General features: G+C 56.4%; 22 protein-coding genes and 2 pseudogenes. 11 read left to right on the top strand and 13 right to left on the bottom strand.

Annotation, left to right across the window (positions count from 1 at the left end; genetic code table 11):
* Positions 1-41 precede the first annotated feature (41 nt).
* The 9 genes from MPAL_RS14045 to rpl12p all read left to right on the top strand — a co-directional run bounded on the left by MPAL_RS14045 (position 42) and on the right by rpl12p (position 7,054).
* Positions 42-1,478, top strand: coding sequence for a sensor histidine kinase (locus MPAL_RS14045; RefSeq protein WP_012616869.1), 1,437 nt, complete (start codon positions 42-44; stop codon positions 1,476-1,478).
* Positions 1,475-2,782 (top strand): D-aminoacyl-tRNA deacylase, encoded by a 1,308-nt coding sequence (locus tag MPAL_RS00810; protein WP_012616870.1) that lies wholly within the window; start codon positions 1,475-1,477, stop codon positions 2,780-2,782. The genes MPAL_RS14045 and MPAL_RS00810 overlap by 4 nt, the downstream gene beginning before the upstream one ends.
* The gene (gene ftsZ, locus MPAL_RS00815; protein WP_012616871.1) at positions 2,779-3,876 is read left to right on the top strand and encodes a cell division protein FtsZ; all 1,098 of its coding nucleotides are present in this window, start codon (positions 2,779-2,781) and stop codon (positions 3,874-3,876) included. Before MPAL_RS00810 ends, ftsZ begins: the two co-directional genes overlap by 4 nt.
* A 6-nt stretch (positions 3,877-3,882) precedes the next feature.
* The gene (locus tag MPAL_RS00820; RefSeq protein ID WP_012616872.1) at positions 3,883-4,089 is read left to right on the top strand and encodes a protein translocase SEC61 complex subunit gamma; all 207 of its coding nucleotides are present in this window, start codon (positions 3,883-3,885) and stop codon (positions 4,087-4,089) included.
* Entirely contained in the window at positions 4,086-4,574 is a 489-nt protein-coding gene (locus MPAL_RS00825; RefSeq protein WP_012616873.1) for a transcription elongation factor Spt5, read from the top strand. The genes MPAL_RS00820 and MPAL_RS00825 overlap by 4 nt, the downstream gene beginning before the upstream one ends.
* Positions 4,575-4,681: 107 nt before the next feature.
* Positions 4,682-5,158 (top strand): 50S ribosomal protein L11, encoded by a 477-nt coding sequence (locus MPAL_RS00830; protein WP_012616874.1) that lies wholly within the window; start codon positions 4,682-4,684, stop codon positions 5,156-5,158.
* A 59-nt stretch (positions 5,159-5,217) separates the two neighbouring features.
* Entirely contained in the window at positions 5,218-5,862 is a 645-nt protein-coding gene (locus MPAL_RS00835; RefSeq protein WP_012616875.1) for a 50S ribosomal protein L1, read from the top strand.
* Between the two features lies 1 nt (position 5,863).
* Positions 5,864-6,718, top strand: a complete 855-nt coding sequence (locus MPAL_RS00840; RefSeq protein WP_012616876.1) for a 50S ribosomal protein L10 — start codon at positions 5,864-5,866, stop codon at positions 6,716-6,718.
* A 27-nt stretch (positions 6,719-6,745) separates the two neighbouring features.
* Positions 6,746-7,054, top strand: a complete 309-nt coding sequence (rpl12p, locus tag MPAL_RS00845; protein WP_012616877.1) for a 50S ribosomal protein P1 — start codon at positions 6,746-6,748, stop codon at positions 7,052-7,054.
* Positions 7,055-7,320: 266 nt separating this feature from the next.
* Here the strand turns inward: rpl12p and MPAL_RS00850 are convergent, their stop codons facing one another.
* Positions 7,321-8,169: a DUF6159 family protein gene (locus tag MPAL_RS00850; protein ID WP_012616878.1), complete on the bottom strand. Its 849-nt coding sequence runs from the start codon at positions 8,167-8,169 to the stop codon at positions 7,321-7,323.
* 429 nt (positions 8,170-8,598) lie between these two features.
* Here MPAL_RS00850 and MPAL_RS00855 point away from each other — a divergent pair, with 429 nt between their 5' ends.
* Positions 8,599-9,420, top strand: coding sequence for a potassium channel family protein (locus tag MPAL_RS00855; RefSeq protein ID WP_012616879.1), 822 nt, complete (start codon positions 8,599-8,601; stop codon positions 9,418-9,420).
* Positions 9,421-9,425: 5 nt separating this feature from the next.
* Here the strand turns inward: MPAL_RS00855 and MPAL_RS00860 are convergent, their stop codons facing one another.
* From MPAL_RS00860 to MPAL_RS16065, 12 genes and pseudogenes are all read right to left on the bottom strand, one after another.
* Positions 9,426-9,614, bottom strand: coding sequence for a hypothetical protein (locus MPAL_RS00860; protein ID WP_048144982.1), 189 nt, complete (start codon positions 9,612-9,614; stop codon positions 9,426-9,428).
* Between the two features lie 160 nt (positions 9,615-9,774).
* Positions 9,775-11,244, bottom strand: coding sequence for a beta strand repeat-containing protein (locus MPAL_RS00865; protein WP_012616881.1), 1,470 nt, complete (start codon positions 11,242-11,244; stop codon positions 9,775-9,777).
* Positions 11,245-11,574: 330 nt separating this feature from the next.
* On the bottom strand, positions 11,575-13,386 hold the full coding sequence (locus MPAL_RS14050) for a hybrid sensor histidine kinase/response regulator (RefSeq protein WP_012616882.1): 1,812 nt from the start codon (positions 13,384-13,386) through the stop codon (positions 11,575-11,577).
* Positions 13,387-13,877: 491 nt separating this feature from the next.
* On the bottom strand, positions 13,878-14,120 hold the full coding sequence (locus MPAL_RS16745) for a hypothetical protein (protein ID WP_236610497.1): 243 nt from the start codon (positions 14,118-14,120) through the stop codon (positions 13,878-13,880).
* Positions 14,121-14,243 (bottom strand): annotated as a pseudogene (locus MPAL_RS17290) (short-chain dehydrogenase); the annotation flags it as partial. It abuts the gene before it with no gap.
* Positions 14,244-14,278: 35 nt separating this feature from the next.
* Complete coding sequence (locus MPAL_RS17145; protein WP_052292162.1) at positions 14,279-14,500, bottom strand: SDR family NAD(P)-dependent oxidoreductase; 222 nt, start codon at positions 14,498-14,500, stop codon at positions 14,279-14,281.
* 124 nt (positions 14,501-14,624) lie between these two features.
* Positions 14,625-15,203: a phosphoribosylanthranilate isomerase gene (locus tag MPAL_RS00880; RefSeq protein WP_012616883.1), complete on the bottom strand. Its 579-nt coding sequence runs from the start codon at positions 15,201-15,203 to the stop codon at positions 14,625-14,627.
* A 21-nt stretch (positions 15,204-15,224) separates the two neighbouring features.
* Positions 15,225-16,430, bottom strand: coding sequence for a glycosyltransferase family 4 protein (locus MPAL_RS00885; RefSeq protein WP_012616884.1), 1,206 nt, complete (start codon positions 16,428-16,430; stop codon positions 15,225-15,227).
* A 41-nt stretch (positions 16,431-16,471) separates the two neighbouring features.
* Complete coding sequence (locus MPAL_RS00890; RefSeq protein WP_012616885.1) at positions 16,472-17,923, bottom strand: MOP flippase family protein; 1,452 nt, start codon at positions 17,921-17,923, stop codon at positions 16,472-16,474.
* Positions 17,924-17,960: 37 nt separating this feature from the next.
* A pseudogene (locus MPAL_RS00895) lies at positions 17,961-19,084 on the bottom strand (DegT/DnrJ/EryC1/StrS family aminotransferase).
* Between the two features lie 157 nt (positions 19,085-19,241).
* Positions 19,242-19,337 (bottom strand): hypothetical protein, encoded by a 96-nt coding sequence (locus tag MPAL_RS17400; protein ID WP_083766975.1) that lies wholly within the window; start codon positions 19,335-19,337, stop codon positions 19,242-19,244.
* A gap of 109 nt (positions 19,338-19,446) precedes the next feature.
* Positions 19,447-19,614 (bottom strand): hypothetical protein, encoded by a 168-nt coding sequence (locus MPAL_RS16065; RefSeq protein WP_158303597.1) that lies wholly within the window; start codon positions 19,612-19,614, stop codon positions 19,447-19,449.
* A 192-nt stretch (positions 19,615-19,806) separates the two neighbouring features.
* Between MPAL_RS16065 and MPAL_RS00905 the strand changes: the two genes are divergently transcribed.
* A complete protein-coding gene (locus tag MPAL_RS00905) occupies positions 19,807-21,237 on the top strand; it encodes a hypothetical protein (protein ID WP_012616886.1) in 1,431 nt (476 codons plus the stop codon).
* The last annotated feature ends 91 nt before the right edge of the window (positions 21,238-21,328 follow it).

Below are 21,328 nucleotides of genomic sequence, written 5' to 3' on the forward strand. Positions count from 1 at the left end.
TAATAAATAGTATTGGCCGTTTTTCCGGCAGGACGTACAGTATGTTTATTCACACCCATCGTCGCCGCAGTCCCCGGTCCCGGGGGCCAATTGATGATGGTTCAGTCTCCGAGCTTTATCTCTTTGATCAGGCGCCAGCGGCGATGCTGATCGTCGATCTCCTGAACTGGAGGATCGCCCGGGCCAACCGGGCTGCAGCTGTCCTGCTCGGGTACACCAGCGATCATCTCGCCGGCATGCGGGCAGGTCTTCTCTTCACCGTCGATACTACCCAGCTCAAGCGGTTGCTGGCCGGCACCGACGGCAGTACACGCGAGGTATCGGTCATTCGGGGTGACGGTACCCCCGGTCTGCTCTGGCTCTCATCGACCAAGGTCACCCGGGTCGGATTGAATGAGGCAATGGTCGCTCTGAACGCCCCGCTCTGTGACCCCGGGTTCCGGCAGCAGCTCGACCTTGCAGATTTCAAGGAGTTTGCCGCAGGGCTCCCTCAGGGGGTCTATGAGATGGACACCCGGTTCATCTTGACCTTTATCAATCGGGCGGCGCTGGTGATGTTCGGTCTCACTGTCGAGGATGTGAACCAGGGAATCTGCGTGGTAGATTGGTTGGTTCCTGAACAGCGGGAGGAGGTTATCGCGGTGCTGAGTGGGAGTCTTAACGGGATCCGGACCCCTCGACATGACTGGCTGGCCAGGCGGAAGGACGGGTCCACCTTCCCGGTGATGATCTATGCGACGCCCATCGTGCAGCATGGTCGAATCGTCGGCAACCGGGGGCTGGTGATCGACATCTCTGAACTGAAGCAGTCACAGGAGGCGCTTGAGACGGCCAACCGGAAACTGAACCTGCTCTCCCGTGTGACCAGGCATGACATCCAGAATCAGGTGACCTCCCTGCTTGGCTACCTGACCCTCGTCGAGGAGTCGGTCGGCGATCCGGGGCAGATCAGTCACCTTAAAAAAGGGAGAACCGCCGCAGAGGCGATCGGCAGGCAGATCGCGTTCGCCAGGGATTATCAGGAGATCGGGGTGAACGCCCCTGAGTGGCAGCACCTCGGCACCGTCCTCGCCCGAGCCAGAACAGGATGGACATCGGGGGATGTTGCGATCACCATCGAGGACGCCGACCTGCAGGTCTACGCAGATCCGATGCTCGAGAAGATCTTCTCGAACCTGATCGACAATGCGCTTAGATACGGAGGGTCGATCACCAGGATCCGGTTCTCTGCCGCCGTCACTGATGCCGGCTGCCAGATCCTCTGCGCTGACGACGGCCAGGGGGTTCCGGAGGATCAGAAGGAACTGATCTTTCTGGAAGGGGTTGGCCATCACACCGGTTTCGGCCTCTTTCTTGCGCGCGAGATCCTGCAGTTGACTGGGATCACCATCGCCGAGACTGGGACCTTTGGGGAAGGGGCCGTCTTCACCATCAGTGTACCTGATGGGGGATACCGCACAACAGTACAGGAATTATGAAGATAACACTGGTCAACTCGCGGCTGGACCCGGCTGGAGTGACGATACGAGAACAGATTCAGGTGCTGCTGGCCGATCCTGAGTACCAGCGGGAGGGGATAGACTGGGAGTTTCTGGAGATCGATGGGAGGTTGATCCATCAGGAACGGATCGATACGGGCCTCAACAGTGACCTGCTGATCTTTCTCTCGCGCCACACCTCCAGGCGGCCGGTCCCCGTGCTGACAGTCCATCCGACCGGGAATCCGGGCGAGGCGCTGCTCGGGGGTGAAGCGGGATCGTTCGCCCCGGCCGCTCCTGGATGGATGCAGGCGGTCCTTCAAAACCTGGTCCGGCTGGTCCCGGATGGCTATCAGGCTTCGTACGAGGTGACACATCACGGTCCGACCACCCTATCGACACCCTCGTTCTTTGTGGAGATTGGCTCCACTGATCATGAATGGTCAGACCCGGTGGCAGGGGCAGCGGTGGCAGAGGCCGTGCTGACTGCCGCACCGGTCGATCCGATCAGCCTGATCGGGTTTGGGGGGACGCACTATGCCCCCCGGGAGACGGCGGTGGCCCTGGAGACCCGCGGGGCCTTCGGGCATATCCTCCACTCACGAGAGATCGGCGGACTGACCGGATCGCTGCTCGCAAAGATCGCTACGGCCGCAGAAGCGGAGGCGGTCTATATCGACCGGAAGGCGATCGATCGTCCCGCCCTCGATCATCTGTATGCCCTCCTCGAGGAGACCGATCTCCCGGTGCTCGGTGAGAAGGAACTCCATCAGATTGGATCCCTCTCCTGGCAGGAGTACCGTTCCCTCCGACAGATAGCTGGGGATGCAGCGCCTGGTGCACATCTGGTCATCGGCACCCTGCCTGGTGGGGGGACGCCGGTCACCGCGACCGTCCCGGCCGATCTCCTCGCCCAGGCTATCAGTGCAGATCAGGGGAGGGTCATGACCGCGATCGGCAGGATGCCGGTGGTCGGTCTGACTGGGAGAGGGGGTCTTCTCTTACCAATTATTATCACCTATGAACGGTATAGATCTCAGATCATACATGATTTAATAACCCTGTGTGTAAAAACCATACGTGAAGAGCAGCATGCTGTCATCGACGGTGACCGGCTGATCATCAAAAAAGAACGATTTGATCCCGGATTGGCAGCCAGTTTGGGCGTGCCACCCGGGGCCCTGTTTGGGATGCTGAAGGGCGGGCAGGCGGTCAGGGTCGGTGATCAGGTGATCAAGCCTGAAATGGTCCGGTCGTGTACGGTCACAGCGATACATCTGCGGGGGTTGGAGAGGTATACATGAGATCAATTGTTGAAGAGGCGCTTTCTAGAGTGAGAGATAACGACATTACGACGGAATACTCTCAGAATAATGAAGATCTTGAGGAGGTTCTGCGCGACCTCAAGACCGAGGTCGCAGTGATCGGCTGTGGTGGCGGGGGATCGAACACGATCACCCGTATGATGGAGGAGGGTATCCATGGTGCACGGCTGATCGCAATTAACACCGATGCCCAGCACCTGAGCAGGATCCAGGCGGATTCCCGGATTCTGATCGGCAGGCAGCGAACCCGTGGGCTCGGGGCCGGCTCCCTCCCGCAGATCGGTGAGGAAGCGGCGCTTGAGACCGAGGAGGACATCAGGCGTGCTGTCGTGGGCTGCGATATGGTCTTTATCACGGCCGGGCTCGGTGGAGGCACCGGGACCGGCTCTGCACCGGTGGTTGCCAAGGCCGCCCATGAGGAGGGTGCACTGACGATCGCTGTCGTCACCCTTCCGTTCGTTGCAGAGGGTGCGATCAGGATGGAGAATGCAGAGGCCGGGCTTGAGCGGCTCCGCGATGTTGCCGATACGGTGATCGTGGTTCCGAACGACAGGCTGCTTGAGGTAGTTCCCCGTCTTCCCCTCTATGCCGCCTTCAAGGTATCAGACGAGGTGCTGATGCGGGCGGTCAAGGGTATCACTGAACTGATCACGATGCCCGGGCTCGTGAATCTGGACTTTGCCGATGTTCGGACCGTCATGGAGCGCGGAGGCGTGGCCATGATCGGGATGGGCGAGAGTGATTCCGAGGACAAGGCGATCGATTCAGTGAAGAAGGCGCTCCGCTCCCCCCTGCTGGATGTTGAGATATCCGGTGCGACGGCGGCCCTGGTCAATGTGGTCGGTGGCCCGGATATGACGATGGAGGAGGCAGAAGGGGTCGTGCAGGAGGTCTACAACCGGATCGACCCGTCTGCGCGGATCATCTGGGGGGCCCAGGTCGACCCTGACATGGAACACAAGATGCGTACGATGCTGGTTGTGACCGGTGTTCAGTCGGCCCAGATCTACGGTAGAAGTGAGAAGAAGTCACCTGCGATGAACAGGCAGTTCGATATCGATTTCTTAAAGTGAGTCTCTATGGATCTGAATATCAAGGATGTCAATATCAAGGCCCTCAATATCAACGAGGAGCTCTTCAGAAAGTACTGGCGTGTGCTCAAACTCGCCAGAACCCCCTCGCGTGAGGAGTTCATTAAGATCGCCATCGTCGCGGCAGCGGGTGTCGTGATTATTGGACTGATCGGGTTTATCATCTACGAATTGATGCTGGTGTTGCCACAGTGACCGAGTCTGAAGGTGCTGAAGAGGAGACGACGCTCCATTACTTTGCGATCAAGACCACCTCCAAGCAGGAGCGGACTGTCGCCGATAATATCAAGAAGGCGGTGGATCAGACCGATATCAAGGTCTATTCGGTCATGGCCCCGAAGGAACTGCAGGGGTATGTGCTGGTCGAGACCCCTGAGAAACTGAACCGGATGGAGCAGTTGATCGAGCGGGTTCCCCATGCCCGTGCCATTCTGCGCGGTGAGACTGCTCTTGCCGAGGTCGCTCACTTTCTCGTGCCCAAACCGGTGGTCAGCGGTATCGTTGAAGGGACGATCATCGAGCTGATTGCAGGGCCGTTCAAGGGTGAGAAGGCCATCGTTAAACGGGTTGATTCAGGTAAAGAAGAGATCACGGTCGAGCTGTACGAGAGTATGGTTCCAATCCCGATCACGGTCCGCGGAGATAATGTCCGCGTGATCGATCGGGGTGAAGATCGGTAATGACCGTTCCACTCCTATCCTCTTTTCATTGATAGCTTTAAGTCCCCATACCATCAACCCTAGTAAACCCAAGCTTTGTACCCTTTCAGGGACAGCATGGTGATACTATGGCAGAAACGGTCGAGGTATTGGTACCAGGCGGAAGGGCAACCGCAGGACCCCCAATTGGTCCTGCATTGGGACCTCTCGGAATCAACGTGAAGGCAGTCGTCGACGACATCAACAAGAAGACGGCTGAGTTCAATGGCATGCAGGTGCCGGTGAAGATCGAGGTGGACGACAAAAAGAATGTCACCATCTCAGTCGGGATTCCCCCGACCACCGCGCTTGTCATGAAAGAAGTTGGTATCGAGAAGGGATCTGCGGAGCCCAACTCCATAATCGTTGGAGACCTGCCTATTGAGGCCGCTGTGCGCATCGCCCGCATGAAGCTGGATGACATGCTCTCATATGAGCTGAAGACCGCTGTAAAAGAGGTCATCGGCACCTGTGTGAGTGTTGGCGTCACCGTCGACGGCAAGAAACCAAAAGAGATTCTTGCCGCGATCAGCGCGGGGCAGTACGACAGCGTCCTTGAGGCATAGATGTGTATAACAACCCATAGGAGATCCCGGCATGGGGTCGCGAACTATGGAGGTATCAGATGGTTGAAAGGGCAAAAATAATTGAAGCGGTTACCGCGGCAATTGAGAAGGCGCCAGAACGGAAGTTCTCTGAGGGTGTAGATATCACCATCAATCTCAAGAATATCGATATGGCGCAGCCGAAAAATCGTATCGATGAGACAATCCTTCTTCCACAGGGTACAGGCAGAAAAATCGAGATCGCGGTGCTGGGTAAGGGTGAGATCACCACCCAGGCCAAGGAAGCAGGTGCTGACCTGATCATGGGTCCTGAAGAGATTGAACGTCTCGGCGGGGAACCCAGAGAGGCGCGAAAGATCGCGAATCAGTACCGGTTCTTCCTTGCAGAGACCGCGGTGATGCCGCTTGTGGGGCGGTGGCTGGGCCCAAGGCTCGGTCCCCGCGGAAGGATGCCTATGCCGATCCCACAGGGGACTGATATCCGCCCGATCGTCGAGCGGCTCAGAAACTCTGTGAAGATTCGGACAAAGGACAAGAAGGTCTTCCATGCGAAGGTCGGCTCAACAGAGATGAACAACGAGCAGATCGCCGAGAACATCGATGCGGTCCTGAAGAGGATCGAATCCGTGCTCGAGCAGGGTTCGTTGAATGTCAGATCTGTCTATGTCAAGACCTCAATGGGTCCAGCCGTGAGGGTGGTCTGAAGTGTCACTGTACACGCACCACCTTCCAGAATGGAAGCGGGAAGAGGTCGAGGATGTCAAGAAGCATATCGGGCAGTTCACCCTTGTGGGTCTGGTCGACATGCACGGCATCCCGGCGACGCAGCTCCAGCAGATCCGAAGGAATCTGCGTGGAATTGCGACGATCAAGATGACCCGGAACACGCTGGTGCTCCATGCACTGGCTGAGATCGGTGGGGATCTCGAGGCAATCAAGGATTATATCTCTGGCAACAGTGCGATGATCTTTACCAACGAGAACCCCTTCAAGCTCTACAAACTGCTGGCCAAGACGCAGACCAAGATGGCTGCCAAGGCCGGACAGATTGCACCTGAGGACATCGTGGTCCCCAAGGGACCGACCTCGTTCAAGCCAGGCCCCATCGTCGGAGAACTGCAGCAGGCAGGGATCCCGGCAGCGATCGAGGCAGGCAAGGTCAAGATCAAGGAGACCAAGACCGTCGTCAAGGCGGGCGGGGTCATCAATGCCAAGCTCGCGACGGTGCTCGCCAAGCTCGACATCAAGCCGGTGGATGTTGGCCTGATGTTACAGGCCGCCTTCTATCAGGGGTCTATCTTCGAGCCGTCGACGCTGAACATCGATGAGTCGGTCTTCATGGGTCAGATCGCACAGGCAGCCACTGAGGCATTCAACCTGTCAGTGAACGCGGCGTTCCCGACTGCTGATACGATCGGTGCAATCGTCACCAAGGCGGCCAGAGAGGCACGGAGCCTTGGTATCGAAGCACCGGTCTATGAGCAGGATCTGATCGATGCGATCATCGGAAAAGCGTACAGAGAGATGGCAGCCGTGAAGGGCGCCATCGGTGAAAATTGAAATATTGAGATTAAAGGGTGAACTGAAATGGAATATATCTATGCTGCACTCCTGCTTCACAAGGCAGGCAAGGACGTAAGTGAAGAGAACGTAAAGGCAGTCCTGACTGCCGCCGGCATCGCTGCCGACGAGTCCCGGATCAAGGCGCTGGTCGCCTCGCTCGAGGGTGTCGACATCGAGGATGCCATCTCCAAGGCAGCCGCAGCTCCAGTCGCTGTTGCAGCCGCACCGGCAGCAGCCGGCGCAGCACCTGCAGCCGCAGAAGAGGAGCCGGAAGAGGACAAGAAGGAAGAGGAAGAGAGCGGAATGGCAGGGCTCGGTGCCCTGTTCGGGTAATCCCCTCTCATTCTTTCATATCCACGTCAGGTTCATCTCTTCTCATTCATTGTTACGTCTGTTCGCACCGCATCAACTCGGTCGCTCTTTTTCCATTCATCTTCCCGGTCCAATCAGTTCTATCGCCAATTTCTGGTACCATGGTCCCTGAGAACATGTACGAATGCTTCGCTCTTTCATAGGTCAACGTTCAACCGGCGATAGGTATGGAGGACGAAAAAAACTGATTCTCCTGCATTCGGAAGGATAAAATTGAAAAAAAGAGTTCAGATAGTTCCCCCGAACTTCTGAGATCTGGGAGTGAATGCCCCTTCCACCAGGTCACGGTTGAAGACGGGTGGCACCTGACCGGTCTTTGCATAGATATACAATGCCACCACAAAGATTCCCTGCATCGCCGAGGCAAGGATGGCGAGGATTGCTATGAGCACGACATAGATGGCGACTGCTGCAAAGAAGACGAGGATATCGTTCAGCAGCAGAGTGGCGAGCATCAGTAAGAACCCGATAATACCGATGGCAACGAAGACGAGCCCGATGGAGAGGCTGCCGACTGCGCTCTCGCCCCAGGTCTTCTTGAACAACCCGAGCGATCCCTTCATTGCATCGAATACGCCTCTGTCCTCAAAGACCAGCACCGGGACGACGAACATGGTGATGAGGCTCCAGACCCCGCCGACCAGTCCTCCGACGATCTGCCCGATGGTACCTTCACGGTCTTCGATCAGGCGAAGGATCAGACCCACCGTGGCGGCGATGATCGCCCAGGCGAGGATGGAGCCGAGGTGCTTGCCGGCTGCAGCAAGTCCTCCCCCGACGGTCATCGCATTCCCCTGCAGTTTTGCGTAGACGCAACTGATCAGGCCGACATTGAAGAAGATCACCACAAAGTAACTGACGAGGTAGAAGAGGAACAGGAGGATGATCCCGGTGATCGAATTGGTCTCCAGCGAGAATGCGCCTTTCGAGAAGATCAGCGGCAGAATAAACGTGGCGATCACAATCAGCATGACGATCCCTGACAATATCGGAAATACGAGGAGTTTCTTGTCCTCCATCAGGATACGCCAGCTCATTTTTACGAGTTCAATACTGCGCGAAATACGTTCAAACATATTGTTTCGTTTGGATTTGTGGGGGAAATGGTTTTCCAGAATCCGATGGGGCTATCCATCATGAGAGGGGGTATTTCAGCGGCCTCATAGGATAGAACGATGCACCCCAGGGGGACTCTGTCGATCAGAGAGAAGAGATGAAAACCCTGCGAACAGCTGGCGATATCCGCCTTGAGCGAACCGCTGTTCGTGATCGTCGCCTTTTCACCGGTCAGGTCCGGGGTTGTGATCGTAACCGTGCCGGCTGAAGGTGCTGACACTGAATTATCGTCAAGGTTTTCACTCCGACTTGGTGCAGCAAGTATGAGTCCGTCGATAGAAATTGAAATTTAGTCAGTATCCTCGTCTGTGATGGTGCAGTCAGGATTCATGTTTACCTAAAAAACCCGTAATAATTATCGGGTCGTTTTTGCAATTGTTACAGCAATAATGCCTACCTTGAAGGAGTCTGTCTACGACATCCTTGATTACGATCCCGAGTGCGGCCTCGTCGAGAAGATTGTCACTATCGGTCTGATTATTCTCATTATCACCAATGTCATTGCGGTGATCCTCCAGACCGAACCCGGGATCGGCACGGAGTACGCGACCTTTTTTAACGTCTTTGAGGTGTTCTCGGTTGGTATCTTCACCATCGAATATCTTCTCCGGTTGTGGAGCATCACCGTCGATCTGCGCTATCGCGAGCCCGTCCGGGGACGGCTTCGGTTCATGGTCACACCGTTCGCTCTCATCGATGTGCTCGCCGTCCTTCCCTTCTACGTGCCGTTTTTCTTACCGGTGGACCTTCGGACGCTACGTCTCTTCCGCCTGCTCCGTGTCCTCCGTCTTTTCAAGACAGGGCGGTATTCACAGGCCTTTGATATCTTTATCCGGGTCTTTCGAAACAAACAGGCTGAACTTCTCGTCACTGTCGCTGTCGCCCTGGTCCTGCTCATCATCTCCTCGAGCCTGATGTACTCGGTCGAGCACGATGTTCAGCCCGACAAATTCCCGAGTATCATCGGAACCATGTGGTGGGCGATGGCGACCCTCACCACGATCGGATATGGTGATGTCACCCCGATAACTCCACTCGGCAAACTCCTCTCAGGGTGCATCGCGGTCCTCGGAATCGCGCTCTTCGGTCTTCCGGCCGGTATCTTCGCCTCTGGATTTATGGAAGAGATACAGAGGAAAACTCAGCATCCCGTTATCTGCCCGCATTGCGGGAAGTTGATCGACGAACAGAACAGAGAGAGGGAGACCTGACCCACTCAGCCGGTCATCGTGGAGATCACCATGTTGTTCGGTCCCTTCTTGGGGGTATCGCCGGTGATGTGATCCGCGACCCGAGCTCCCAGCAGAGGCTCGTTCCTGTCACCGGGCCGTTGCCCGTCTGTGGTGTCACCATCGACCCGGCGTGAGTATGAATGACGGGAATGTGAAGACTGGATCGAGTCCACCGTGGGGGAACGTCATCACGAACTTCATCCCATCGGGCTTGTATCGGGTCTTCACCAGAATGGACGGTTATGGACTGTGATCAGGAGGTGGGAAGATGTTTACATCCTCCCGATGATAGAAAAATGAAATTTCTGGAAGAGTGGCAGTGGTGTGGTGTGCTCACGCTGGTGTCAGGTTTCCTCCATTGGTCAGGGTGTAGGTCTTTCCGTCGAGGGTGCTGTTCTGGGTGAGGTTCTTGTCATAAGTGACGGTGAACCCGTTTCCGATGATGTTGGTTATGACGTTGCCCGAGATCCCGCTGGAATCAGTCAGGGCGGTCAGGGTCGAGTTGCCGGTCACCGACCAGGTGCTGGTCGAATTGAGGGTCAGGGATGCATTGGTGATGGCGCCGTTCAGGGTCGATCCATTCGTCAGGGTGGCTGCGATCGAGCTGATGTTGTCTGCGACCAGGGAGCCGTTCAGGGTCTCACCGTCTGCGGTGAAGTTGACGATCCCGCCGTTCGTTCCGTTCGTTCCCCACTGGGATCCGCCTGCCGCCTTGACGAGCGTGCCTGATGCAGCGGTGACGTTCACCCCGGTCAGGTTGATGTTCGCGTCGGTGTTGGTGACATAGAAGGCCGGTCCTGCGGTTGCGGTGTAGGTACCGCCGTTGATCGTAACATTCCCGGTTCCGGTCGCCGCATCGCCCGAGGCACTCTGGTAGACCATGATGCCGCCGGTCTTCTCAACGCCGCCCGAGAGAGTGGTGTTCTTCAGATTGATGGAGTTGAACCCTTCGATGACGCCGGCTTCCGTGCCGTTCGAGATGATCGTCGCGTCAGTCACATTGATAACACCGGTGGAGTAGATACCTGGAGAGTCGGTCCCTGAGGAGTTGATCGTTCCCCTGGTCACGTTCACCGTTCCACTCCCCCGGTCGGTGGCGAGGGGTGCTCCGTGCGATCCCGTGGTCGAGATGTTCACGTCGACGAGGTTCAGGGCCGCACCGAGGGTGGCCATCACACCGTGGCCGCCGTCACCGGATGCCGTGATATTGATCCCGAAGAGGTTGATCGTGGTTCCGTTTCCTGTCGGGATGGCGCCGTTCGCACCCGACCCGGTCGTGGTGATGTTCCCGCCGGTGATCGTAACTGTGCTGCCGTTGTTAGCCAGGACAGCCCCGTTGAGGCCATAGAAACTGCTGGCATCGGACGATGACGTGTTGCCGGAGGTCAGGATCGTGGCGTTGGTCAGGGTCAGGTTTCCGTTGTTGGTGACATAGATCGCAGACTGGTTGGTCGTGCTGGCGGTGTAGGTTCCGTTCGATTCTGCGATCGTCTGGTTATCGACGGTGAAGGCTCCACTGAGGGTATAGTCGGCTGTGCCGGTGCTTCCGCCAGGTTGACCCATCATGCCGTCTCCGGTGCTGCCGGGTGGGTTTCCTGGAGGGGTGCCGGAGATGTTGTCTGGCGGGGCTCCTGGCGGCGTCCCTGAGGGAGCCATGGAACTGTTACTCGGAGCTATCGTGGTGTCGGCAACCCCGGTGGTCTTAACCGGGGATGTCGTGTCTGTTGCCGCGGCTGACCCGACCAGTGCTGCAATGAGGAGCATCAGCAGGATGGACGCGGAAAATATCCGTTTTTTTGTCATAGGTGAACGCCTTCTTTACACTTCTTTGTACCGTTCTGTTCTCGATGAATGCTCGATCACCAGAAGATCGGCAGGACCTGCCTTTTCTTCGTGATTCGGGTTTCCTTCTTTGAGACCTCCCCTGGGAGGTTGCTACACCTACCCTGTCCGTGGGGGCGTCTTATATAATTCCGGGATGCCGGCGGGTCTTCTCCTCTGATCGGTGGACTATTATCAGGACCTGATGGTCAAGGGAATCGATCATCCGGTCATACTTCTTTGTCTTACAACCGGTTTAGCCTAAAGAAAGCAAGAGCGGAAGAATGAAAAATGAAGGAAAATTTATGAGTCTCATGCGATAAACCTGTATGTTCCGTGTGGGATGAACATTTCGAATCTGGCTCCTTTCCCATAAATGCCATCCTCCCAGAACCCTATATTCGTTATGCCGAGGATCTCCCGGCTGAGAAAAAGTCCCATGCCGGAATTATTTCCAACGCCATGCTCGAAAATATAACACTTGATATCGTCAGGAATACCCGGGCCGTCATCTTCGCAGATGAGTGACAGCCCGTTATTGGATTTAACAAGGAAGAATTTTATCGTGGTGAGGTTTTTACCATACCTGATTGCGTTGTCCACGAGATTATGGAACACCTTCTCCAGCAATGGGTCTGCATATATTTCAACACTTTCCAGGTCTATGATAAATTGTTTCCCCGATTGTTTGAAGTTTATCAGTATTCGTTGCAGCAGGTCTTCGACATTCTGCCATGCCGGCAGGTTGACGCCCACCTCCTGGTACTCCTTGGTAAACGCAATCTGCCGCTGGATACTTTTTGTAAGATTTTTAATATCCTGGAACAACTGCCTGCGTTCATCTTCAGAATCGGTGACATTTGCCATATCTACACAACCAAGTAACCCGGTAATGGTGTTGAGAATGTCATGTCTGGTGATATTATTCATCAGGTTCAATTTTTTATTGGCGAGTTCGATCGCATCTTCCGCCCGTTTGCGTTCGGAGATGTCCCGTCCGATACTCAGTACACCAATGAGCGCTCCCTGATCATTGTACATTGGTGTTTTAATGGTATCCATCAGGGCACAATGACCTTCGTCTGCGAATGTGATCCAATCTTCATTGCGGATGGGTCTGCCCGACACCATGGCCTTCAGATCCTGTTCATGGAAGGAATCAGCCAGTTTCCGATCTAAAAAGTCGTAATCAGTTTTTCCCACGATCTCAGATTCGTTTGCACCGAAAAAACGCTCGAACATGGGGTTGCAAGAGAGATATGCCCCTTTCGTATCTTTCAGCCAGATCAGGTCCGGGATGGTATCCACCAGCGTATGCAGACGGACTTCACTATTGCGCAGTGCCTCCTCAGTCTGCTTGCGCCCGGTGATATCAATCAGGAAATTCATCGTGGCGGGACGCCCTTCCCAGGTGATAGTAACAGCGCTGATCTCATTCCAGATAGTGCTCCCATCCTTTCCGGTCAGTCGGAATGAATACTTGGAGGGAGTCTCTTCACCCATCATTCGCTTATGGAATCGTTCCACCGTCATAGCACGGTCATCTGGGTGAATGAGCGCGAAAAATGGGATGGAGAGAAGTTCCTGTTCTGAATACCCAGTTCGTTCAACTATTCGATGATTGACCTGCCGTAGCATATCGTCCTGTACCACGACGATTGATTCATTTGAGTGTTCTATCAAATACCGATAATCATCCTCGTTCTCCCGAAACGAATCAACTGACTTCTTCCGGGATGTTGCCTGCTTGATCTTGTTAGCGAGTTCGGCATACTGTGCGCCCGGTTCGCCACCTTTCTGGATATAGAAGTCTCCTCCACAGTTTATCGCCTGGATGACCACTTCTTCCCTGCCCTTACCGGTAAACAGAATGAATGGGATCTGTTCAAAGCGTCTCCGCACCTCAACAAGGAACTGAATGCCATTCATCTCTGGCATCTGGTAATCGGAGATGATGACGTCATACCGCTCCGAGTTCAACTGCTCCAGTGCCACCCTGGCGGACGTAAGCGTATCAACAACAAATCCTCTCTCCCTCTCAAGGAACAGTTTGCCGATCTCAAGAAGACCCGGTTCATCATCCACGTAGAGAACCCGGATTTCCGCCGCCATGACACTCAGCATTGTGTCTCCGGGAACACATACTTTTGTGTTAAAAAGGTACTGTGGTGCATTCTCCCTCCAAGAATACCTTCTATTTTATCACTCGTCTCCTTTCTCAGTCATTGCCTGGATAGGAAAATAACCCCCTGGTAGTTCATCTGTGCTTCGCAGAGTATGCCATTTATCGATGATGCTCTGATGTATTCATACCTATTCTCTGGTACACGAGAAGTTACGTGAGTTCTGTAACACCGCACGGAATATTAATGACGAAGAAGGACAGCGAATATGTGAGGTGACCTGAACAGTCACAAAAGAAAATTTAGGAAGAGTGGTCGGATTGAGATCTCGTTTCTATTCGTCTTCACACTGATCTCCCCTGTTCTCACCAGTGTAATTATGTATCATTTTTTTATTATGGTTACTCTGGAGTCAGTGTCCTCCCTTTTATCCATGTGTACACCTTACCTCCGTGGAGGTGATCCGATCTGGATGATCCCCTCGTCACTGGGTCATCCCGTCCGTGTTGTGGCGGTTGTTCGAGGTGTGAGGTTGTCAGTTCTTCCGTTGCAGCCCTCCTGCGACCGGGCTGTGAAAATAAGGCGTGGCCGGCTGTGATCATCGGCCGCAGCCTGGCCCACCGTCCTGATCCGAAGGTCGCCTAGACTGCAGTGTAGCCGCCGTCGACCAGCAGACTGGGTGCCTGTGATGAAGGGGGCATCGTCGCTGGCCATGAATGTAATCGCCTTAGCCACCTCTTTCGGTCGGCCGAGACGACCTATCGGATGCAGACTCGCCAGGTGCTTCTTGACCTCGTCCGGGATGTTTTTGAGTAGGGGCGTGTCGATGTACCCTGGGCAGACAAAGTTCGCAGGGATCCCCTGTGCAGCCTAACTCACACTGAGCGACCTGGTCAGCAGGTGATCCCACCCTTGCTCCCGCAATATGCCGGAATCCCCGGCAGCGCGACGAAACTGAGAATGGAACCGGTATTGACGATCGCTCCGCCGTGCCCCTGCTTCAGCCTCTGCGTCACTGCATACTTGTCACAGAGGAAGATTTCCTTTAAATTCACGTCGATGACTTGGTTCCGGTCGGCCAGATCCAGTTCGTGGATCTCCCCTCCTGCGTTCATGCCGGAGTTGGCGACGAATACGTCCAGTTTTCCATAGGTCTCAACGGCCTTTGCAATTCAGATTCTTAACCTCGCCGGCACCGGCGATATCGAATCGATCTTCAATACATTCAGAGTACTATCGCTACTGGCCCTTCTTCGCTTCCCGCACGAATGCACGGATCAGTTCCGGGTCCTTGATTCCGGGCGCAATCTCGACTCCGCTGGCCACATCAACCATATATGGGTTTATGCTATCGATCGCCTCCCGAACATTCCCTGGATGCAGCCCGCCGGCGAGGATCACCGGAACGGTCGCGTGGGCGACGGCGTTGGCTGCGACCGCCGGGTCGAAGGGCATCCCCCTCCCCATCGAGGTGTCGACGATCAGGGCGTCGCAGTCATTCTGTAGCGGCATCCCCGGCCCGATCACCCGGATCACCTTTACGCCGGCGTTGGGGGGGACCGTGAGGTCGGCTGAGATCTGCACCGCGTCAGGGCCGATGGCGAGGATCGCTGCCAGGTCTTCGGGCGAGTCGGTGTGCGTCACGACTACGTGGACCACCCCCGGCCCGGCAGCCGAGAAGACCGCCTTTGCCTGTTCTCTGTCGATCGATCGCTTCGAGCTGGGGCTGCACATCACGACTCCGACCGCGTCTGCCCCGGCCTCTGCAGCACACCGGGCGTCCTCTGGGCGTGTCAGCCCGCAGATCTTCACCTTCATGTCAATCCATCTCCGCGTAATCTATCGCCGTATATACTGTTCAATGAGGCTGGCGTACACCATCTCGAGCCGCTCGGCAGACCTGGCTGCACTGTACTCCTCTTCCACATGCCTCCGCGCCTGCTCGCAGAACGTCCGGTACTCGTCCTGGTCCATCCAGTAGAACCGCTCGATCGAGGCGGCTAGTTGATCCACGTCCCGCTCCGGGGTCAGCAGGCCGGTCCTGTCGTTCACGACGACCTCCGGAATATCGCAGTGGTCGGTCGCGATCACTGGCATCCCGGTGGCCTCTGCATCGATCAGCACCACCGGGGCTCCCCCCTCACAGTCACGATCACTGGCATGGCGGCTTGGATGGATGAAGACCTGGTACCTGAGCATGAACTGGTGCAGGGTGGCGAAGTCCACCCAGTCCAGAAACGTCACGGCATCCTCGGCCCCGGCCCTCCGGACCACGGCATCCAACCGTTGCCGGCGTTTCTCCGAGCCGGGGGCTGCTATCGTCAGTGTCATATTGGGGCAGTGTTGGAGAGCCTTGAGAAAGGCCCTGACCGTGTCGATATGCCCCTTCTTCTCGATCAGTCGTGCGATCTGCAGCAGGTGAAGCTCTCCCGCCTGCTTCTTTCGGATCTGCCAGGGGATCGTCTCCACCTCGACTCCAAGGTGGACCACGGTGGCCTTCTCTTCCGGACACCCCATCGCCCTGAGCAGACCGATCCCATGCTCTCCCTCGCAGATGAACAGGTCTGCCTGATCGATCAGATCCTGGTACCGTGGCCTCCACTCCGGTTGCGTGAACGGCAGCCACTCATAGTCGAGTCCGTAGAAGGAGACCACATGTGGGAGGTGGAGCCTTTTTGCGATCGGCAGCGAGTACCACCCGACATTGGCGAAGTGCGAGTGGATCAGTTTGCACCCCTGGTGCCTGGCCTGCTGTTCCAGAAACCAGGGGTAGGTCACCCCTCGCAGTTTCTTAATGTACCGGTTCAACCACTGCACCATCGGCGATCCCGGATGGACGCTGAGCGGGTGAATTGGGGAGAGGATGTAGGTGAACCTGGGATCATAGAGGTCGTTGTGCAGGTAGGTCTCTGCACCGATCACCATCCTTGTTCTGGTGCAGTGCGAAAGGAGCCGGTACACCCAGTTCTCCGATGGGTCGAGGTACTGATGAAAGATCTGCAGGGCGCAGAGTTGCTTATCTGAAGAAGCACGTCGAGATGACATGAGAAAGTCCGTTTTTTTCTTCTGTTCGTTTCAGTGTTTTTTTATATCTGCTGTCCTCTGATACCACGCCAGATTTCATCGACGACCTTCCGCTGGAAGAGGAGGATGAGCACCCCATAGATCAGTACCCCGGCCAGGATCTCAAGCCCGGCAGAGAGGAGCAGCGCTTCATCCGGGAGGATCGATCCGACGATCCAGACCCCGATCGCCATCACCGTGCTCATCATACAGGCCGCCCCCATGCTCTGCAGGTACTCTCTGCAGCAGGGGCCGACGACCCGTCTGATCAGCAGCCAGTAACTGAGCGCAAAGTACAGGATCTGGAGGAGGAGGCAGGCGACGGCGACCCCAACCATCCCCCCGAAGTACGCCCCGAGCACGACCCCCGGCACCTGTGTCACCATCTCGATCAGGTTCCAGACAAACCCGAGCCGTGCATGTCCTTTGGCGTACAGAAGCGATCCCACGGGATTGCCAGTCGAGCGGATCAACCCGACGCCTGCCAGGATCTGTGCGATCAGCACGCTCGGCATCCATTGGGGTCCGAAGAAGGTCGGGATCACCACCGGGGCGGTGACGGCGAAGCCGAAGAAGAGCGGGAAGTTGATCAGTGCGAGGATCTGCATCACCTCCATATATCCCTGCCTGAGCATCCCGATCTCGTTCTGCAGTTTGGCAAAGATTGGATACGAGACCCGGGTGATGATCGGGTTGATGATCGAGATCGGGTAGATGATCAGGTTGAAGGCGAGTGTATAGAAGCCGAGCAGTTCCGGCCCGAGCAGCCGTCCGATCAGGATCTTGTCGATATTCTTATTGAAGTAGTTCAGGGACCGCTCTCCCATCTGATACATCCCGAACGAGAGGTACCCCCGCAGATGTGCAGGGCTGAAGGTGAGGGCTGGCCTCCACCGGCGCCAGCCGATCGCGATCAGTACCGCGGCCCGGACGGTTGCATTGGCCAGTTCCCCGGCCACCAGCGAGAGTACCCCGAAACCGAGCAGGGCTCCCCCGATCGCCACCATCGTTCCAGCCACCGTCGCGATGATCTCCACCTGGGCGAGCCGGTCAAAGATCAGTTCCTTCTGAAGCAGGATCTGAAACTGCTGTCCGAACGGCGTGATCAGAAAGACCAGAGAGGTCAGGAGGATCAGTTGTTCGAGGGAGGGCTGCGCAAAGAACCCGGTGATCAGCGGGGTCAGCAGCACCATCAGGAGATAGAGTCCGATCCCGGCCATCACGTTCAGCCAGTACAGGCTCGACTGCTCCTCCTGGGTGGTGTCCTGCCGGAAGATCAGGGCCTGCGAGACCCCCATGTCGGCATACGAGTTCGCAAACCCAACCACCACCAGCACCATTCCCATCAGTCCGAAGTCGGCAGGGGTGAGCACCCTGGCCAGCACGACCAATTGCACCAGCTGCAGCAGGCTTGCAACTGCCGCTGAGACAGAGGTCCATTTTGCTCCAGATACCGCGACCTGTCGGAATGACATTGAATGTTAATACCCTGCTGTTCTGGCAATCGACCAGTCAACGGTTGAGGATTCGGTGCACTGCGTCGATCACATCGGTCACATCCTGATCGGTCAGCCTTGCAGAGAGTGGCAGCGAGACCGTCTGCCGGCCGATCTCCATCGCAACCGGGAACATCTCTGGATGCCAGCCATACTGTTGCTGATAGAATGGATGTTCCGGGATCGACATGTAGTGAACACCGACACCGATCTTTGCAGCGGTCATCTCATTGAGGAACTGGTCCCTGCTGATGCCGGCCTGCTCCTCATCGATCAGTATGGTGTACAGATGGTAGGCATGGCGTTGATCGACTGGGACTGGAACCGGCAGTGTGATCGGCAGATCTGCTGTCGCCTCAGCCAGTTTTTCTCGACCCGCGCGAGCTGATGAATACCGAGCGCGGCCTGGATGTCCATCATATTATACTTGTATCCATCGGTCACCACCTGGTAGTGCTTGAACCCCTTGTCAGAATACCGCTTCCAGGCGTTCCCGCTCATACCATGGATCGCCATGACCCTGATCCGGTCGAGGGCCGCAGGCTCTCGTGCCAGCACCATCCCCCCTTCCCCGGTTGCGACGTTCTTGGTCACATAGAAACTGAAGCAGCCATAGTCGCCGAAGGTCCCGGCCTTCCTCCCCCGGTACTCCCCTTCGATCGCGTGGGCGCAGTCCTCGATCACCTTCAGATCGTGCTCTTTCGCAATCGTCATCAGGGGATCCATATCGCAGACCCTACCGGCAAAGTGAACCGGCAGGATCGCCCGGGTCTTATCGGTGACCGCAGCCTCGACCGCAACAGGGTCGATGTTCATCGTCTCTGGGTCGACATCCACCAGCACAGGTGTCCCGCCAGCATGGATGATCGCGTTTACGGTTGCACAGAAGGTCATCGCGGTCGTGATCACCTCGTCGCCGGGTCCGATCCCTGCAGCGAGCAGACTCAGATGGAGGGCCGCGGTGCAGGAGTTGACTGCGGCTGCCTGGCCTGTCCCTTTGTAGGTGGCAAAGTCCCGTTCAAAGCGAGTCACCTTCGGTCCTGTGCTGAGCCATCCGGTCTCCAGACAGTCGACGACTTCAGTGATCTCATCGCTCTCAATCTCTGGCGCACCAAAAATGAGGAAAGTATCTCTTGGCATCCATACACCGGTCCAATAATTGATATACACTCTATCAGGGGTTGAAGATATTGAAGGAGCAGTGGTCCGGCACGGACCAACCGCCCCTCCCGGATCTCGGCGAGGTGGATCGCGACCCCGGCAACCTCTGCAGGGTAGTGGGTGACATGGATAATCCTCAGCCCTGCTCGCGGACGATCGTCTGGATCATCGCTGCACACTCCTCCCGGGTCTTCTGGTCGAGGGTCGAGAAGGGCTCGTCGAGGAGGAGCATCCGGGGAGTCGGTCGGCGAGGTGCTCGATCCCGAGCAGCCTGAGCGACTCGTTGGAGTCATCGCTCTGGTGCTGCATCCTGGGGCCGAACCCGACGTTCTCCAGGACCGTCATATGCGGAAAGAGGGCGTCGTCCTGGTACACCAGCCCGACCTTCCGGTCCTGGACCCCGGGCCGGTGGCCATCAGGGCGAAGAGGGCGAGCAGGATCAGCCCAATCACCAGTCCATCGGCGAGGGTGAATGAGATGATCAGGGGATCTGCTCTTCTTCTCTGCATCTGCTAAGGGTTTTTGGGATCGCAGATACAAAAACATAACTGGTTTTTTCTTCCTGGGATCTGTACGTCCGAAGCCTCCCTGGATGAAATAGTAAAATTCTGTTAAATATCGCTTTAAGTTTGGATCTATACTTTATCTATCCTTTTTCAGCCGATCAGAATCATTATATTCTAACCGACAGAAGATCTAAGATGAAATTTCTGAAGGCGATCATAGCACTTGTGCTCTTCACCCTCATCTGCGTCTCATCTGCAGGTGCATCAGGGATTGTGAAGTTTCACATCCCTGCGATCTCGAACGCTGCCGTGGGCGACACGGTGGATGCAACGCTGTACGTGGACAACAATCTGAACCCGCTCAGCAGCGACATCGCGCTGAACTTGGATTGGAACAATGAGGTGATCCAGTATGTGGGCACCGACTTCTCTGCAGGGCATACCACCTCGGCTGAGCCGGTCGGCTCCCACCAGTTAACTCTCAACATCGCCGACAGTACCAACGGCATCGCAGCCGGCGATGTGCCGGCGGCCCATATCAAATTCAAGGTTGTCGGCCCGGGCACCTCTCCGGTCGTGGTCAATATCAATAAGGTCACCGACCTATCAGGCACAGACATCACCAGCAAGGCGGTCGCATCGAACGGAGCAGTGACGGCCACCGGCACCGCCTCCGCGACGACCACACCCCAGACCACAGCCACCGTGACTACGTCGACAACTTCACCCACCACGACCACTTCATCCTCGACGACGGCCACGACCCCGGTCCAGGGTCAGATCATCAGTGCAGGCCCAGCGACGGTTCCGGCCAACACCGGTATCTTTGCGGTATCGAGCGTAGGAAACGTAGCGGTCGGCCAGACCGGCATTGTGACCCTGTACGTCGACAACGCCTGGAACCCTCATTTTGGGGACACTTATGTCGACCTCTACTGGGACGCCTCGGTCGCCCAGTATCTCTCCTCTGAGGTCAAGGTCTCCTCCAACACCACCGCCATAGAGGGAGGGGACGGCCATCTGCGGGTCGCTCTCGGAGACTTCAGGAACGGTTACCCGACCGGCATCTATCCGATCGCGACGATCAACCTGAAGGCTCTCAAGGACGGGACCACGCCCCTGACCATCACGATCGACCATGTCCGGTACTGGTCCTCCGACCTCTCGACCTTCACGGACATCACCTCGAGTGCGAGCGCAGTGAGCGGGGTATTCTCGACCGGCGCCATAGCAACGCCCACCCAGGTGGTCAGCACCGTGACCGGGAATCCGGTGACCACCACAACCCAGTACATCGCCCCATCCGGTCCGGTCTCGTTTGGAGACTCCAGCTCCTCAAGCAGTGGTGACGTCTATACCGGTGTCGGTGGCGAGCCCACCATCAAAACGATCCCCACCACTGTGGTGACTACGGTGCCGACCACCACAGTTGTCACCCCGGTCCCCACCAATCAAACGATCGAGGAGCCCACCATCACCATCGAGACCACCGCCCCGCCGATTGAAGTCCAGACGATCGCTACCACCGTCCCAACCACCCAGAAGTCCGGGGCCGGCTTTGGGATGATCACCCTGCTGGGCCTCACCGCCGCTGGGCTGCTCTTCCTGGCAGCGCGGAAGGACTGAATGGATATATCTTTTTTTAATCTTTCTCATCTTCATTCCAGTTCCTATCCTGTGAAAAAGTCAACCGGATCCACTGTACTTGATTCGCCTG

The organism is Methanosphaerula palustris E1-9c, from assembly GCF_000021965.1.
Classification (GTDB): Archaea; Halobacteriota; Methanomicrobia; order Methanomicrobiales; family Methanospirillaceae; genus Methanosphaerula; species Methanosphaerula palustris.